The sequence below is a fragment of the Pseudomonas sp. S12(2018) genome (genome assembly GCF_024355235.1).
Classification (GTDB): domain Bacteria; phylum Pseudomonadota; class Gammaproteobacteria; order Pseudomonadales; family Pseudomonadaceae; genus Aquipseudomonas; species Aquipseudomonas palmensis.
Genome location: NZ_QLAD01000001.1, coordinates 400,394 through 413,914 on the forward strand (window position 1 = coordinate 400,394; position 13,521 = coordinate 413,914).

Annotated in this window: 12 protein-coding genes; 10 read left to right on the top strand and 2 right to left on the bottom strand. The window is 64.3% G+C overall.

What is annotated here, in order from left to right; all coding sequences use genetic code 11:
* Positions 1-11 precede the first annotated feature (11 nt).
* The gene (locus DN388_RS01975) at positions 12-791 is read right to left on the bottom strand and encodes a PhzF family phenazine biosynthesis protein (RefSeq protein ID WP_058540964.1); all 780 of its coding nucleotides are present in this window, start codon (positions 789-791) and stop codon (positions 12-14) included.
* Positions 792-883: 92 nt separating this feature from the next.
* Positions 884-1,354 (bottom strand): Cys-tRNA(Pro) deacylase, encoded by a 471-nt coding sequence (ybaK, locus tag DN388_RS01980; protein ID WP_043861982.1) that lies wholly within the window; start codon positions 1,352-1,354, stop codon positions 884-886.
* A gap of 302 nt (positions 1,355-1,656) precedes the next feature.
* On the opposite strand from ybaK, the gene DN388_RS01985 reads away from it, so the two are divergent.
* The 10 genes from DN388_RS01985 (at position 1,657) to DN388_RS02030 (ending at position 13,501) form a co-directional block, all read left to right on the top strand.
* Complete coding sequence (locus DN388_RS01985; RefSeq protein WP_043861983.1) at positions 1,657-2,508, top strand: MIP/aquaporin family protein; 852 nt, start codon at positions 1,657-1,659, stop codon at positions 2,506-2,508.
* A 66-nt stretch (positions 2,509-2,574) separates the two neighbouring features.
* Positions 2,575-4,074 carry a glycerol kinase GlpK gene (gene glpK / locus DN388_RS01990; RefSeq protein WP_043861984.1) on the top strand — a complete coding sequence of 500 codons (1,500 nt, stop codon included), beginning with the start codon at positions 2,575-2,577 and terminating at the stop codon, positions 4,072-4,074.
* 162 nt (positions 4,075-4,236) lie between these two features.
* On the top strand, positions 4,237-4,992 hold the full coding sequence (locus DN388_RS01995; RefSeq protein WP_043861985.1) for a DeoR/GlpR family transcriptional regulator: 756 nt from the start codon (positions 4,237-4,239) through the stop codon (positions 4,990-4,992).
* 172 nt (positions 4,993-5,164) lie between these two features.
* Positions 5,165-6,703 carry a glycerol-3-phosphate dehydrogenase gene (glpD, locus tag DN388_RS02000; RefSeq protein ID WP_196933034.1) on the top strand — a complete coding sequence of 513 codons (1,539 nt, stop codon included), beginning with the start codon at positions 5,165-5,167 and terminating at the stop codon, positions 6,701-6,703.
* A gap of 339 nt (positions 6,704-7,042) precedes the next feature.
* Positions 7,043-7,957 (top strand): glutamate/aspartate ABC transporter substrate-binding protein, encoded by a 915-nt coding sequence (locus DN388_RS02005; RefSeq protein ID WP_043861987.1) that lies wholly within the window; start codon positions 7,043-7,045, stop codon positions 7,955-7,957.
* Positions 7,958-8,056: 99 nt separating this feature from the next.
* Entirely contained in the window at positions 8,057-8,803 is a 747-nt protein-coding gene (locus tag DN388_RS02010; RefSeq protein WP_043861988.1) for an amino acid ABC transporter permease, read from the top strand.
* Positions 8,803-9,474 carry an ABC transporter permease subunit gene (locus DN388_RS02015; RefSeq protein WP_043861989.1) on the top strand — a complete coding sequence of 224 codons (672 nt, stop codon included), beginning with the start codon at positions 8,803-8,805 and terminating at the stop codon, positions 9,472-9,474. Before DN388_RS02010 ends, DN388_RS02015 begins: the two co-directional genes overlap by 1 nt.
* Complete coding sequence (locus tag DN388_RS02020; RefSeq protein WP_043861990.1) at positions 9,471-10,205, top strand: amino acid ABC transporter ATP-binding protein; 735 nt, start codon at positions 9,471-9,473, stop codon at positions 10,203-10,205. The genes DN388_RS02015 and DN388_RS02020 overlap by 4 nt, the downstream gene beginning before the upstream one ends.
* 66 nt (positions 10,206-10,271) lie before the next feature.
* Entirely contained in the window at positions 10,272-12,179 is a 1,908-nt protein-coding gene (locus tag DN388_RS02025) for an ATP-binding protein (RefSeq protein ID WP_254996563.1), read from the top strand.
* Complete coding sequence (locus tag DN388_RS02030) at positions 12,176-13,501, top strand: sigma-54 dependent transcriptional regulator (RefSeq protein ID WP_043861992.1); 1,326 nt, start codon at positions 12,176-12,178, stop codon at positions 13,499-13,501. The genes DN388_RS02025 and DN388_RS02030 overlap by 4 nt, the downstream gene beginning before the upstream one ends.
* The last annotated feature ends 20 nt before the right edge of the window (positions 13,502-13,521 follow it).

Here is a 13,521-nt window from a genome sequence, read left to right on the forward strand (position 1 = left end):
GAAAAAGGCCGCTAGAGGAACAACGTCCCGCTCGCCACCCGCGTCGCATACCCGCCAATCTTCACCCGCGCCCCTTCCAGGCGGCAGAACAGCTCCCCACCCCGCGCGGAACACTGCACCGCGTGCAGCTCATCCTTGCCCAGGCGCTGCGCCCAGTAAGGGATCAGCGAGCAGTGCGTGGAGCCGGTCACCGGGTCTTCAGGGATACCGATCCCCGGCGCAAAATAGCGCGACACAAAATCATGCTCGCGCCCTGGCGCCGTGACAATCACGCCCAGCCCCGGCAACGGCACCAGCGCCGCCATGTCAGGGCGACAATCCCGCACCGCCTGTTCGCTTTCGAGCACCACGAACAGTTCATTGGTCTGCCACACCTCGACCACCGGGCACCCCAGCGCCTGCGCCACCGGCGGCAGCTCGGCCAGCGGCTGCGGGTCGTAGCGCGGGAAGTCCAGCACCAGGCGCCCCGCCTCGCGGCTCACGGTCAGCGGCCCCGAACGGCTGTCGAACGCCAGGCACTCGGCATCTTCCCCATACACCTCGAACAGCACATGCGCGCTGGCCAGGGTCGCATGCCCGCACAGCGGCACTTCGGTGGAGGGCGTGAACCAGCGGATGCGCCAGCGCTGCGCCTCGCGCACGACGAATGCGGTTTCGGCCAGGTTGTGCTCGGCCGCAATTTTTTGCATCAGTTCATCGGGCAGCCATTGCTCCAGGCGATACACCATCGCCGGGTTGCCGCTGAAGGGTTGGGAACTGAAGGCATCGACCTGGTGAAATTCAAGCTGCATGGGTTGGCTCCTGCATGGGAAGGCAGCGAGCATGCCTGCCCGGGCGCTCGCGCTTCCATATACAGAATGGCCGGATTTGGAGGATACAGATGCTACTCGCGGCCGATCGCCGCAAAGCTGCCCCGGGTGTGCTCGGCCAGCACCGCCGCCGCCAGTTCCACCTCCAGCCCGCGCCGCCCGGCGCTGACATGAATGGTTTCGAACTGCTGCGCCGAAGCATCGATGAAGGTGCGCAGGCGCTTCTTCTGCCCCAGCGGGCTGATCCCGCCCACCAGATACCCGGTGGAACGCTGTGCGGCCATCGGGTCGGCCATTTCGCACTTCTTTGCACCCGCCGCATGGGCCAGGGCCTTGAGGTCCAGGCTGCCCACCACCGGCACCACCGCCACCAGCAACTCGCCCTTCTCGGTGCTGGCCAGCAGCGTCTTGAACACCCGCGCTGGCTCCAGGTTGAGCTTCTCGGCGGCTTCCAGGCCGTAGGAAGCCGCCTTGGGGTCGTGTTCATAACTGTGGATGCGGTGTTCGGCGCGGGCTTTCTTGAGCAAATCCAGGGCGGGGGTCATGCAGGGCTCCAGGCAGGGTGATCGGTCTCCAGTCGCTGGCTACTTTAGGGCAAAACGCCGGAGCCAACCATTACCCGCCCGGTTGCCACCGACACCACCTGAGCCACCGGCAGTCAGAATATGAATGGCAGTTCACTTTCGACCTTTGACATCAGCGTTTCTTGTCTATATTTTTTCGATTCTGAATATCGAACTGCCCCAATACCGTGCAGTTCTGCCGTCAACCCGACCAGAATGGGGATTCTGCTCGGGTTTTTGTCGAGCGCACACGCGCCTCACAACAACAAGAACCGAGGTCACGAATGACGACTGCTCTACGACAACCAACGCTGTCTGCCCAATGCATGGCCGAATTCCTCGGCACCGCATTGCTCATCTTTTTCGGTACCGGCTGCGTCGCGGCACTCAAGGTCGCGGGCGCCAGCTTCGGCCTGTGGGAAATCAGCATCATCTGGGGCGTGGGGGTCAGCATGGCGATCTACTTCACCGCCGGGGTGTCGGGTGCGCACCTGAACCCGGCCGTGAGCATCGCCCTGAGCCTGTTCAGCGGCTTCGAAAAGCGCAAGCTGCCGTTCTACATCGTCGCCCAGGTGGCCGGTGCCTTCTGCGGCGCGGCGCTGGTGTACACCCTGTACAGCAACCTGTTCTTCGATTACGAACAGACCCACGCCATGGTGCGCGGCAGCACCGCCAGCCTGGAGCTGGCCTCGGTGTTCTCCACCTATCCGCACCCGTTGCTGTCCACCGGCCAGGCATTTCTGGTGGAGGCCGTGATCACGGCCATCCTGATGGCGGTGATCATGGCCCTTGCCGACGACAGCAACGGCCTGCCCCGCGGCGCACTGGCACCACTGCTGATCGGCCTGCTGATCGCGGTGATCGGCAGTGCCATGGGCCCGCTGACCGGCTTTGCGATGAACCCGGCGCGCGACTTCGGCCCCAAGCTCATGACCTTCCTGGCCGGCTGGGGCAACGTGGCCTTTACTGGCGCACGTGACATTCCCTATTTCCTGGTTCCCATCATTGCGCCGATCATAGGTGCAAGCGTGGGTGCCGCCCTGTATCGCGGCGTGATCGCGCGCAACCTGCCCACGGCAGACGGCGCGAACGCCCAGACCGACGACAACGCTCGGGGCAAGACCCAGGCCTCCTGATGCCGAACCGGCGAGCCAGGCTCGCCCTGCCCCGACTTCCACCTTTTCGAGTGCAAGGCCCACACCATGACCGACACCCCGAACAAGCACTACATCATTGCCCTGGACCAGGGCACGACCAGTTCACGCGCGATCATCTTCGACCGTGACGCCAACGTGGTCGGCACCTCGCAGCGCGAGTTCGCCCAGCATTACCCCCAGGCCGGCTGGGTCGAGCACGACCCGATGGAGATCTTCGCCACCCAGAGCGCGACCATGGTCGAAGCACTGGCCCAGGCGGGCCTGAGCCACGACCAGGTGGCGGCCATCGGCATCACCAACCAGCGCGAGACCACCGTGGTGTGGGACCGCGAAACCGGTCGCCCGGTGTACAACGCCATCGTCTGGCAGTGCCGACGCAGCACCGAGATCTGCGAGCAGCTCAAGCGTGACGGCCACGCGGACTACATTCGCGAAACCACCGGCCTGGTCACCGACCCGTACTTCTCGGGCACCAAGCTCAAGTGGATCCTGGACAACGTCGACGGCGTGCGTGAGCGCGCCGAACGCGGCGAGCTGCTGTTCGGCACCGTGGATACGTGGCTGATCTGGAAGTTCTCCGGCGGCAAGGTGCATGTCACCGACTACACCAACGCCTCGCGCACCCTGATGTTCAACATCCACACCCTGGAATGGGACGAGAAGATGCTGCAGGTGCTGGGCATCCCGAAGCAGATGCTGCCCCAGGTACGCTCGTCGTCAGAGGTGTACGGCCACACCAAGAGCGGCATCGCCATTGCCGGCATCGCCGGCGACCAGCAGGCTGCGCTGTTCGGCCAGATGTGCGTGGAGCCGGGCCAGGCCAAGAACACCTATGGCACCGGCTGCTTCCTGCTGATGAACACCGGCGACAAGGCCGTGCAGTCGTCCCATGGCCTGCTGACCACCATTGCCTGCGGCCCCCGCGGCGAAGTGGCCTATGCCCTGGAAGGCGCGGTGTTCAACGGCGGTTCAACCGTGCAGTGGCTGCGTGACGAGCTGAAGATCGTCAACGACGCCCACGACACCGAGTACTTCGCCAGCAAGGTCAAGGACAGCAACGGCGTGTACCTGGTGCCGGCATTCACCGGCCTGGGTGCGCCGTACTGGGACCCGTACGCGCGTGGCGCCCTGTTCGGCCTGACCCGCGGGGTCAAGGTCGACCACATCATCCGCGCCGCGCTGGAGTCGATCGCCTATCAGACCCGCGACGTGCTCGACGCCATGCAGCAGGATTGCGGCGAGCGCCTGAGCGCACTGCGGGTGGACGGTGGCGCGGTGGCCAACAACTTCCTGATGCAGTTCCAGGCCGACATTCTCGGCACCTGCGTGGAACGCCCGCAGATGCGCGAAACCACTGCGCTCGGCGCTGCCTACCTGGCCGGCCTGGCATGTGGCTTCTGGAGCGGGCTGGACGAGCTGCGCGGCAAGGCCATCATCGAGCGCGAGTTCACCCCGCAGTTGGAGGAGGCGCAGAAAGAGAAGCTGTACGCCGGCTGGCTGAAGGCGGTGGACCGTACCCGCGACTGGGAACCGCACGAGGAGTAAAACCTGCGCAGGCTTCTTCGCCAGCAAGGCTGACTCCTACACTGTAGGCGCCAGCCTTGCTGGCGAGGCGCCCACAGGATCGTTTCAGCCAGCCCCGCGCTGGCCCCCGCCCCCATCCTGCGGCATCATGCAGATTTGCCCGGCAGCCCAAAAGGACCGCCCATGAATCTGCCCCCTCGCCAACAACAAATTCTCGAGCTGGTCCGCGAACGCGGCTATGTCAGTATCGAGGAAATGGCGCAGCTGTTCGTTGTAACCCCGCAAACCATCCGCCGTGACATCAACCAGCTGGCCGAAGTGAACCTGCTGCGCCGCTATCACGGTGGCGCGGCCTATGACTCGAGCATCGAGAACACCGCCTACGCCATGCGTGCCGACCAGATGCGCGACGAAAAGCAGCGTATCGCCGAAGCCATCGCCGCGCAGATCCCCGATCACGCCTCGCTGTTCATCAACATCGGCACCACCACCGAGTCCATCGCCCGCGCCCTGCTCAACCACAACCACCTGAAGATCATCACCAACAACCTGCATGTGGCCTCCATCCTCAGCGCCAAGGACGATTTCGAAGTACTGCTGGCCGGCGGCAACGTGCGCCGCGATGGCGGTGTGGTCGGCCAGGCCAGCGTCGACTTCATCAACCAGTTCAAGGTCGACTTCGCCCTGGTCGGCATCAGCGGCATCGATGAGGACGGCAGCCTGCTCGACTTCGATTACCAGGAAGTGCGCGTGTCCCAGGCCATCATCGCCAATGCGCGCCAGGTGATCCTCGCCGCCGACTCCAGCAAGTTCGGGCGCAACGCCATGGTGCGCCTGGGCTCGATCAGCCTGATCGACTGCCTGGTGACCGACCAGCCCCCCGTCGCCGCCCTCGCCCAGTTGCTCAACCAGCACAAGATCCGCCTGGACGTGGTGTAGCGCCATCGCGGCCCTCGCAACGGGGGCCGCTCGAATGTTCATAATTTTTCATTTATTTGTCATCCGATCAGTATTTTCTATTGAAAGCGACTGGCGGGCGCCATTTTGTTGCGCTACCATTTTCGCAAACGAACATTAATGTTCATATTCGATAGAAACCAGAGGCCGCCTCGTGTCCCAGTCCAGCTCGCCATCGCCCGCTCTTGCCGAAATCTACGACGTTGCCGTGATCGGTGGCGGCATCAACGGCGTCGGTATCGCCACCGATGCGGCCGGGCGCGGCCTGTCGGTACTGCTCTGCGAGAAGGACGACCTGGCCAGCCATACGTCCTCGGCCAGCAGCAAGCTGATCCACGGTGGCCTGCGCTATCTGGAGCACTACGAGTTCCGCCTGGTGCGCGAAGCGCTGGCAGAACGCGAAGTGCTGCTGGCCAAGGCGCCGCATATCGTCAAGCCGATGCGCTTCGTGCTGCCGCACCAGCCGCACCTGCGTCCAGCCTGGATGATCCGCGCCGGCCTGTTCCTGTATGACCATCTGGGCAAGCGCAAGCAGCTGGGCGCCTCGCGCAGCCTGCGCTTCGGCCCGGGCAACCCGCTCAAGCCGGCCATCACCCGCGGTTTCGAATACGCCGACTGCGCAGTGGACGACGCCCGTCTGGTGGTGCTCAACGCCATGGCCGCGCGTGAGCTGGGTGCGCACATCCTCACCCGTACCCGCTGCGTCAGCGCACGGCGCGTGGGCAAGCTGTGGAACGTGCAGCTCGAACGCCCCGACGGCAGCCAGCAGACCATCCAGGCCCGCGCCCTGGTGAACGCGGCCGGCCCGTGGGTGGCCAGGTTCATCAAGGACGACCTCAAGCTGGAGGCGCCCTACGGCATTCGCCTGATTCAGGGCAGCCACCTGATCGTGCCCCGGCTGTACGAGGGCGAGCATGCCTACATCCTGCAGAACGAAGACCAGCGCATCGTGTTCGCCATCCCGTACCTGGAGCGCTTCACCCTGATCGGCACCACCGACCGCGAGTACAGCGGCGACCCGGCCCAGGTGAGCATCACCGAGGCCGAGACCGACTACCTGCTCAAGGTTGTGAACGCGCACTTCAACCACCAGCTGGGCCGCGCCGACATCCTCAGCACCTATTCCGGTGTGCGCCCGTTGTGCAACGACGAGTCGGACAACCCCTCGGCGGTCACCCGCGACTACACCCTGGCCCTGTCGGCGTCTGCCGGCGAGGCGCCGCTGCTGTCGGTGTTCGGCGGCAAGCTGACCACCTACCGCAAGCTGGCCGAATCGGCCATGGCCGAGCTGGCGCCGTACTTCACCCAGATGACCGGTAGCTGGACCGCCACCTCCAGCCTGCCGGGCGGTGAACAGATGACCACGCCGCAGGCGCTGTGCGACGAGATTCTCGCGCGCTTCGGCTGGCTACCAGCGGATATCGCCAAGCGCTGGGCGCTGACCTACGGCAGCCGCGTATGGCGCCTGCTCGAGGGCGTCCAGGGCCCGGACGACCTGGGCGATGCGATTGGTGGCGGGTTGTTCACCCGCGAGGTGGATTACCTGTGCAGCGAGGAATGGGCGGTCAGCGCCGACGATATCCTGCTGCGGCGCACCAAGCTGGGGCTTTTCACCAGCCCGGCCGAACAACAGGCTCTGCGGGTTTACCTGCAACGGGTAGAACTGAGCCGCGGGCGTATTCAGGCGGCCTGACACCGCCAAATCGCATCGCGGGTCAAGCCCGCTCCCACAAGGTCACCAAACCAGTGGGAGCGGGTTTGACCCGCGATGAGGCCAACAAAGCACTATCTGTTCGGTTTCCCGAACGAGCCATTGGCCCTTAATCGGAAACCCGGACATCCCTCCCCCGCCATACCCCGGCAAAAAATGCCCGCCGCCGCTATTTGCATGGGGTTATGATCAAAATCAGAGTTTGGCATGAGTCATGCTCTACACTCAGTACCCGAATGCGCAACCGCTTCATTGCTGTGTTCGCTGAACGAAAGAGCCCGCCAACGGCTCAATAAGAAAAACAACGTCGAGGAAAATTTGATGCGTATCGTTCCCCATCTGTTGGGCGCCGCCATGGCGACCGCTTTGATCAGCACGCCGGCCCTTGCCGCCGAACTGACCGGCACCCTGAAGAAAATCAACGACTCGGGCACCATTACCCTGGGGCACCGCGACGCTTCCATCCCGTTCTCCTACATCGCCGACGCTTCGGGCAAACCCGTCGGTTACTCCCACGACATCCAGCTGGCTATCGTCGAGGCCCTGAAAAAGGACCTGAACAAGCCGGACCTGAAGGTCAAATACAACCTGGTCACCTCGCAGACCCGCATCCCGCTGGTGCAGAACGGCACCGTTGACGTCGAGTGCGGTTCCACCACCAACAACCTCGAGCGCCAGCAACAGGTCGACTTCTCGGTCGGCATCTTCGAGATCGGTACCCGCCTGCTGTCCAAAAAGGATTCCTCCTACAAGGACTTCCCGGACCTGGCCGGCAAGAACGTGGTGACCACCGCCGGTACCACATCCGAGCGCATCCTCAAGTCGATGAACGCCGACAAGCAGATGAAGATGAACGTCATCTCCGCCAAGGACCACGGCGAGTCGTTCCAGATGCTCGAGTCCGGCCGCGCCGTGGCCTTCATGATGGACGACGCCCTGCTCGCCGGCGAAATGGCCAAGGCCAAGAAGCCGACCGACTGGGCCGTGACCGGTACCCCGCAGTCCTATGAAATCTACGGCTGCATGGTGCGCAAGGGCGACGCCCCGTTCAAGAAAGCGGTCGATGACGCCATCGTCGCCCTGTACAAGTCGGGTGAGATCAACAAGATCTACGACAAGTGGTTCAACCAGCCAATCCCGCCTAAAGGCCTGAACCTGATGTTCCCCATGAGCGACGAGCTCAAGGCGCTGATCGCCAATCCTACCGACAAAGCTGCAGACGAAAAGAAGTCCTGACCCCCAGCTAGTTAGTGTCTAACCTTTCATCCGAGGGCGCCCAGCGCCCCCGGATGCTCGAAGGTGCCCGTGAAACAACCGATCTGAGGGGAGACCCCGATGAATTACAACTGGGACTGGGGCGTTTTTTTCAAGTCCACCGGCGTTGGCAGCGAGACCTACCTGGACTGGTATATCACCGGCCTGGGCTGGACCATCCTGATCGCCGTTGCCGCCTGGATCATTGCGCTGCTGCTGGGCTCGGTGCTCGGCGTCATGCGTACCGTACCGAACCGTCTGGTGTCGGGTATCGCCACGTGCTACGTGGAACTGTTTCGCAATGTGCCGCTGCTGGTGCAGCTGTTCATCTGGTACTTCCTGGTACCCGACCTGCTGCCCGAAGGCCTGCAGGAGTGGTACAAGCAGGACCTCAACCCGACCACCTCGGCGCTGATCAGCGTGGTCATCTGCCTGGGGCTGTTCACCGCTGCACGGGTGTGCGAGCAGGTGCGCACCGGCATCCAGGCACTGCCCCGTGGCCAGGAAGCCGCTGCCCGCGCCATGGGCTTCAGCCTGCCGCAGATCTACAACAACGTGCTGCTGCCCCAAGCCTACCGGATCATCATTCCGCCGCTTACCTCCGAATTCCTGAACGTGTTCAAGAACTCCTCGGTGGCGTCGCTGATCGGCCTGATGGAGCTGCTGGCACAGACCAAGCAGACCGCCGAGTTCTCGGCCAACCTGTTCGAGGCCTTCACCCTGGCCACGCTGATCTACTTCACCCTGAACATGGGGCTGATGCTGCTGATGCGCCTGGTCGAGAAGAAAGTCGCGGTGCCGGGCCTGATCTCCGTGGGGGGTAAATAATGGACATGGATTTCAGTGGAATCGTGCCAGCCCTGCCGGGCCTGTGGAACGGCATGAAGATGACCCTGCAACTGATGCTCATGGGCATCATTGGCGGCATCGCGCTGGGTACCGTGCTGGCACTGATGCGGTTGTCGTCGAGCAAGCTGCTGTCGCGCCTGGCCGGCGCCTACGTGAACTACTTTCGCTCCATCCCGCTGCTGCTGGTGATCACCTGGTTCTACCTGGCGGTACCGTTCGTGCTGCGCTGGATCACCGGCGAAGACACCCCGGTGGGTGCGTTCACCTCCTGCGTCGTGGCATTCATGATGTTCGAGGCGGCGTACTTCTGCGAAATCGTGCGGGCCGGCGTGCAGTCGATCTCCAAGGGCCAGATGGCGGCTGCCCAGGCACTGGGCATGAACTACGCGCAGACCATGCGCCTGATCATCCTGCCCCAGGCATTTCGCAAGATGACCCCGCTGCTGCTGCAGCAGAGCATCATCCTGTTCCAGGACACCTCGCTGGTCTACACCGTGGGCCTGGTGGACTTCCTCAACTCGGCACGGGCCAGTGGCGACATCATCGGGCGCTCCAACGAGTTCCTGCTGTTTGCCGGCGCCGTGTACTTTGTCATCAGCTTCTCCGCTTCCTTCCTGGTCAAGCGTCTGCAGAAAAGGATAACCGTATGATTTCCATCAAGAACGTCAACAAGTGGTACGGCGATTTCCAGGTTCTGACCGACTGCAGCACCGAGGTCAAGAAAGGCGAAGTGGTGGTGGTGTGCGGGCCGTCTGGCTCGGGCAAGTCCACCCTGATCAAGTGCGTCAACGCGCTGGAACCGTTCCAGAAGGGCGACATCGTGGTCGACGGCACCTCGATCGCCGACCCCAAGACCAACCTACCCAAGCTGCGCTCGCGGGTCGGCATGGTGTTCCAGCACTTCGAACTGTTCCCGCACCTGACCATCACCGAGAACCTGACCATCGCGCAGATCAAGGTGCTGGGCCGCAGCAAGGAAGAAGCCACCAAGAAGGGCCTGCAACTGCTTGAGCGCGTCGGCCTGTCGGCCCATGCGCACAAGCACCCCGGCCAGCTCTCCGGCGGCCAGCAGCAGCGCGTGGCCATCGCCCGCGCCCTGGCCATGGATCCGATCGTGATGCTGTTCGACGAACCCACCTCGGCCCTGGACCCGGAAATGGTCAGCGAGGTACTCGACGTGATGGTGCAACTGGCCCACGAAGGCATGACCATGATGTGCGTGACCCACGAAATGGGCTTTGCGCGCAAAGTGGCCAACCGGGTGATCTTCATGGACAAGGGCAACATCATCGAAGACTGCACCAAGGAAGAGTTCTTCGGTGACCAGAGCGTGCGCGACGAGCGTACCCAGCACTTCCTCAGCAAGATCCTGCAGCACTGATGCCGCCCGGTGCCCCTGCCCGGCCCACGCCGGGCAGAGGGCGCTGGTCGTGACAAGGCCACTGTGATGAAATGCGATCCCACGCTCTTTCGCCCAGCCAAGCCTGACCTTGCCGTGAAACCTCGCCTGATCCGCCACCTGTTCCTGCCCCCACTGGTCCTGCTGCTGATGATCGGCCTGGGTGTGGTCGGCTACCTGATCAGCGAGCACAACGGCATCCGCACCCTCAGCGAGACCGGCGAGCGTCAGCTTGAACTGCATGCCCGCGCGGTCGAGAGCGAGATCAGCAAGTACACCTACCTGCCCAGCCTGCTGGAACTCGAAGACAGCGTCTCCAGCCTGCTGAACTCCACCGATGGCGACCAGCGCCAGGCGGTCAACGAATACCTCGAAGGGCTCAACCGGCGCAGCCGCAGCCGCGCCATCTATGTGCTCGACACCACCGGCCGGGTGCAGGCCACCAGCAACTGGCGCGACGTCGACAGTTACCTGGGCGAAGACCTCTCGTTCCGTGCCTATTTCCAGAATGCCGTGCGCGGCCAACCCGGGCGCTTCTACGGCATCGGCAGCACCACCGGCGAACCTGGCTACTACCTGGCCCATGGCCTGGAAGAACACGGCAAGATCATCGGCGTGGCGGTGATCAAGGTGCGCCTGGAAGCGCTCGAAGAGCGCTGGCAGCGAGCCCGCCTGGAAGCCTTCGTCAGCGACGAGAACGGCATCATCATCCTCTCCAGCGACCCGGCGCGGCGCCTGAAGTCGGTGCGCCCGCTGACCCCGGAAATCAAGGAGCGCCTGGCGCGCAGCCTGCAGTACTACTGGTTCCCGCTCAACGAACTGCAGCCGCTGGCGCGCGAGAAGCTCGCCGACGGGGTCGAGAAGCTGACCTTTCCGGCCAATGCCGAACTGGGCGACAGCAACCGCAAGGTCACCTACCTGGCCCAGACCCGGCGCCTGAGCGACACGCCCTGGCACTTCACCCTGCTGACCCCGCTGCAGGACCTGCGCCACGAATCGATGATCCAGGGCGTGCTGGTGGCCGTGGCCTTCGCCCTGCTGGCGATCCTGCTGATAGCCTGGAACGAGCGGCGCAAGGTGATCGCCACCCGCCTGGCCGCCCGCGAGGCGCTGGAAGAAGCCAACAACCAGCTCGAACGCAAGATTGCCGAGCGCACCGCCGACCTGCGTGCCAGCAACGAACGCCTCAAGGGCCAGATCCGCGAACGCCGGCACGCCGAGCAGACCCTGCGCCATGCCCAGGACGAACTGGTGCAGGCCGGCAAGCTGGCGGCCATCGGGCAGATGTCGACCAGCATCGCCCATGAGCTGAACCAGCCGCTGGCGGCGCTGCGCACCCTGTCGGGCAACACCGTGCGCTTTCTGCAGCGCGGTGCGCTGGAAACCGCCAGCGCCAACCTGCTGACCATGAACGAACTGATCGACCGCATGGGCCGTATCACCGCCAGCCTGCGCTCGTTCGCCCGGCGCGGCGACGACCGTGGCCAGGCCTCGCTGGAAAAGGCCGTGACCGCCGCCCTGCAACTGCTCAATGCGCGAATCGAGGGCTGCCACCTGAAACTGCACCTCGAGTACGCCGACCAGCAACTGACCATCGACCAGACCCGCCTGGAGCAGATCCTGGTCAACCTGATCGGCAACGCCCTGGATGCCATGGCCGCGGTGCCGCTGCCGCAACTCTGGCTCGAAGGCGAGCTGGTGGGCGACAAGTACCGCCTGCGCGTGCGCGACAACGGCCATGGCATCGACGATGAAGCGCGCAAGCACCTGTTCGAACCGTTTTTCACCACCAAACCGGGCGAGCACGGCCTGGGCCTGGGCCTGACCCTGTCGGCCAGCCTCGCCGCTGCAGCCGGCGGTACCCTGAACGTCGAACACCCCGCCAGCGGCGGTACCGCGTTCGTGCTCAGCCTGCCGCTGGTCGATGCCCCCACTGAACCTGCCGAGTCCCTATGACCCCATCGCCCCTTACCGTCCTGATCGTCGAAGACGATCCGCATGTGTTGCTCGGGTGCCAGCAGGCGCTGGCCCTGGAAGATATCGCCTGCGAAGGCGTCGGCAGTGCCGAACAGGCACTGGAGCGCATCGGCGATGATTTCGCCGGCATCGTGGTCAGCGATATCCGCCTGCCGGGCATCGATGGCCTGGAACTGCTCAGCCGCCTCAAGGCCCGCGACAAGAGCCTGCCGGTGGTGCTGATCACCGGCCACGGCGACATCGACATGGCCGTGGGCGCCATGCGCAACGGCGCCTACGACTTCATGGAAAAGCCCTTCTCGCCGGAGCGCCTGGTGGATGTGGTGCGCCGGGCGCTGGAACAGCGCGGCCTGGCCCGCGAAGTGTTCTCGCTGCGCCGCCAGCTGGCCGAGCGCAGCACCCTGGAGGGGCGCATCATCGGCCGCTCGCCGGCCATGCAGAACCTGCGCGAGCTGATCGCCAACGTCGCCGATACCTCGGCCAACGTGCTGATCGAGGGCGAGACCGGCACCGGCAAGGAGCTGGTCGCGCGCTGCCTGCACGACTTCAGCCGGCGCCAGAGCCAGCCCTTCGTGGCGTTGAACTGCGGCGGCCTGCCGGAGAACCTGTTCGAGACCGAGATCTTCGGCCACGAGGCCAACGCCTTCACGGGTGCCGGCAAGCGCCGCATCGGCAAGATCGAGCACGCCAACGGCGGCACGCTGTTTCTCGACGAAGTCGAGAGCATGCCGCTCAACCTGCAGATCAAGCTGCTGCGCGTGTTGCAGGAGCGCACCCTGGAACGCCTGGGTTCGAACCAGAGCATTGCGGTGGATTGCCGGGTGATCGCCGCCACCAAATCGGACCTGGATGCCCTCGGCCAGACCGGCCAGTTTCGCAGCGACCTGTACTACCGCCTCAACGTGGTGACCCTGGAACTGCCGCCGCTGCGCGAGCGCCGCGAAGACATCCTGCAACTGTTCGAGCACTTCCTGCAGCAGTCGGCCCTGCGCTTCGACCGCGAGGCACCGCCGCTGGACAGCCAGACCCTGTCGCGCCTGATGGCCCATGACTGGCCGGGCAACGTGCGCGAGCTGCGCAACGTGGCCGAGCGCCACGCCCTGGGCCTGCCGGCGTTCAAGAAGGCCGGCGCCAATGTGGCGCAGAGCCTGGGCTTTGCCGAGGCGGTCGAGGCCTTCGAGCGCAACCTGCTCAGCGACGCCCTGCAGCGCACCGGCGGCAACCTCAGCCAGGCCAGCCAGGAGCTGGGCATGGCCAAGACCACACTGTTCGACAAAGTCAAAAAATACGGCCTGGCCTGAGCGAGCGTTTCGATGGACAT

Excerpts from the sequence above, each read along its gene's own strand:
- DN388_RS01975 (WP_058540964.1), bottom strand. The coding sequence starts at position 791 with ATGCAGCTTGAATTTCACCAGGTCGATGCCTTCAGTTCCCAACCCTTC.
- ybaK (WP_043861982.1), bottom strand. The coding sequence starts at position 1,354 with ATGACCCCCGCCCTGGATTTGCTCAAGAAAGCCCGCGCCGAACACCGC.
- DN388_RS01985 (WP_043861983.1), top strand. The coding sequence starts at position 1,657 with ATGACGACTGCTCTACGACAACCAACGCTGTCTGCCCAATGCATGGCC.
- glpK (WP_043861984.1), top strand. The coding sequence starts at position 2,575 with ATGACCGACACCCCGAACAAGCACTACATCATTGCCCTGGACCAGGGC.
- DN388_RS01995 (WP_043861985.1), top strand. The coding sequence starts at position 4,237 with ATGAATCTGCCCCCTCGCCAACAACAAATTCTCGAGCTGGTCCGCGAA.
- DN388_RS02005 (WP_043861987.1), top strand. The coding sequence starts at position 7,043 with ATGCGTATCGTTCCCCATCTGTTGGGCGCCGCCATGGCGACCGCTTTG.
- DN388_RS02010 (WP_043861988.1), top strand. The coding sequence starts at position 8,057 with ATGAATTACAACTGGGACTGGGGCGTTTTTTTCAAGTCCACCGGCGTT.
- DN388_RS02015 (WP_043861989.1), top strand. The coding sequence starts at position 8,803 with ATGGACATGGATTTCAGTGGAATCGTGCCAGCCCTGCCGGGCCTGTGG.
- DN388_RS02020 (WP_043861990.1), top strand. The coding sequence starts at position 9,471 with ATGATTTCCATCAAGAACGTCAACAAGTGGTACGGCGATTTCCAGGTT.
- DN388_RS02025 (WP_254996563.1), top strand. The coding sequence starts at position 10,272 with ATGAAATGCGATCCCACGCTCTTTCGCCCAGCCAAGCCTGACCTTGCC.
- DN388_RS02030 (WP_043861992.1), top strand. The coding sequence starts at position 12,176 with ATGACCCCATCGCCCCTTACCGTCCTGATCGTCGAAGACGATCCGCAT.